The sequence below is a fragment of the Gelidibacter sp. genome (assembly GCF_035577925.1).
Classification (GTDB): Bacteria; Bacteroidota; Bacteroidia; order Flavobacteriales; family Flavobacteriaceae; genus Gelidibacter.
Genome location: NZ_DATJCY010000348.1, coordinates 1 through 2217, shown reverse-complemented (window position 1 = coordinate 2217; position 2217 = coordinate 1). Strand labels below are relative to the sequence as shown.

Below are 2217 nucleotides of genomic sequence, written 5' to 3'. Positions count from 1 at the left end.
TTTCTCCATGGAAATAATTTTGGGCCAAACGGAAATCGGTCTTTAAATGTCCGATGATGGGCTCTATTGCTGCCCTGGTACGGAACTTCTTGGTTACTTCGGTTCGATTTGTGCCAGTGATTTCGGTTTCATAGTGCCAGGGATTTCGGTTCAAACTGTGCCATTTTTGCCTGTGTGTTAAAAACCCATAACGGTTCGATTTGTGCCACTTTGAAAGATCAAGTATTAAAACTTTGTATACCAAAGGTAGCCGTTACAGCAACTTCCATTTTTGAAAATAGTTTGGTAAAACCATAAAACCAGTATTAAAATAAAAAATTTGGAATACATGTTATACATCCATAAATCCAGAAAAATCTGTGAATATCGTGGTGAAACTTACCAAGTAAAGGGACAACGGTTAAATTTTAGACTTTGTATTTTGAGTATCGTTAGGGTTTTGTGTTTTAAATATCCATAAAGATATAGAATTGTAAACTATTACTAAATAGCACTATAATAGGTTTGGATAGGTTGTTGGGATTTTGGATATTTGTGAGTTAGTGGCAGCCTTAAAAGACGACACACTACAAGAAAACCTAACCCATTTTTACAAGTTAAATCAGAGATAGAAACGATATAACAAACGGATAAGGATAAAAAATTGACTAAGTAAAACAATACAATTGCTAAACGATTAAAAGCAGAGTCTGAGAAAAAAGTAAGAATTATGGTAGGAGGAACAGTAGAAAACAGGATAGATTTCATTAGAAAGTTCGTGCCTAGAAAAAACAGACCTAAATCTTATTACTGAAAATAGAATTAAGGGAATTGAAACATTAATTAACAATCGTAAGATGAGAAAATTTGGCTACATTAGTCCAATAGAAAAATTAAAATCGACATGGACAGTTGCACTTATAACTTGAACATGGCATTATTAAAAATTAATTTAATGAAAGTATCCGTAATACTACCTATCTACAATGGTGAGAAAACTTTGGAGGATACTTTGAAATGTATAAGAATCTTGTGGAATTTGGAGGATTGATAGGTTTTCATGATATATTGGATACTGATTATCAACCTAAACTAGATTGTTACGTGGATAAGATATGGAATGAAATAAACAATAATTTTGAATACAAGGAATTTATTCAAAATCCTTCACAACATAAATATGGAATAGGTGTTTTAAAGGTTTAATTAGACAAATGTCAAAAATAAAAATCCTATATACCATTCCCAATTTTGACACCGCTGGCAGTGGGAAAGTGCTTTATGATTTAGTAAAAGGACTGGATAAAACCAAATTTGAAGTGGAAATAGCTTGTTCCAGTAACCGAGGTGGGTTTTTTAAAGAAATTCAAAGCTTGGGAGTACCAATCCATATTGTAGAAACTACAACTACATATCGACCTTACAGCTCGTTACCAATAAGAATTATAAGCATTCGTAAGTTTTTAAAAACAAATAATTATGATATAGTCCATTCTTGGCATTGGAGCAGTGATTGGACTGAGGCTTTGGCAGCTCGTTTGGCTAATGTGAAGTGGGTCTATACTAAAAAAGCAATGAGCTGGGGTAATCGGCATTGGAAAATTCGTAGCTTTTTGGCCAATTTTATTATTACAATAAATGACGAAATGAGAGCTTATTTTCCTAACAAAAAAAATCAAAGTCTCATTCCTTTGGGGATTGATACAGCTTTTTATTCTCCTGAATTATTTCAGCAAAAAAATGACTCGAAGTTTGAAATTATTACTGTAGCCAATTTGGTGCCCATTAAGGGGGTTGAAGTTCTATTAAGAGCATTATCTGTTTTAAAAGACCCTAGAACAACCTTGACCATTTTGGGTGATGATAGGAGTGATTACGGTGATTTCTTGAAATTGTTAGTAAATGAGTTGAACTTAGAAGAGCAAGTTGTTTTTTTTGGTAAGGTGCCTGATGTTCGTCCGTATATTGCTAATGCAGATTTGTATGTGATCCCTACATTGAACGACGGCAGAAAAGAAGGTATGCCAATGGCCTTGGTTGAGGCAATGAGTATGGGCATTCCTGTTTTAGGTTCAGATATCTCAGGAATAAAATTTGTGTTGAAAGTGTATAAAAACCTTTTGTTTGAAGCAGGAAATCACATGGAACTATCACAGGCAATTGTGCATGTCAAAAATCTCCGTCCTGAGGTAAGACAAGAACTAGGAATGGAGTTACGTTCGTATGTCTTGAATAATT

At 33.8% G+C, this 2217-nt stretch carries 1 protein-coding gene and 1 pseudogene; both read left to right on the top strand.

Features of this window, described 5'->3' with window-relative positions:
* Window positions 1–718: 718 nt before the first annotated feature.
* Window positions 719–908: pseudogene (locus VNJ50_RS15700) on the top strand (IS30 family transposase); the annotation flags it as partial.
* Window positions 909–1193: 285 nt separating this feature from the next.
* Window positions 1194–2217 (top strand): glycosyltransferase (locus VNJ50_RS13420; RefSeq protein WP_325582748.1); only part of this gene is annotated, 1024 nt, incomplete at its 3' end.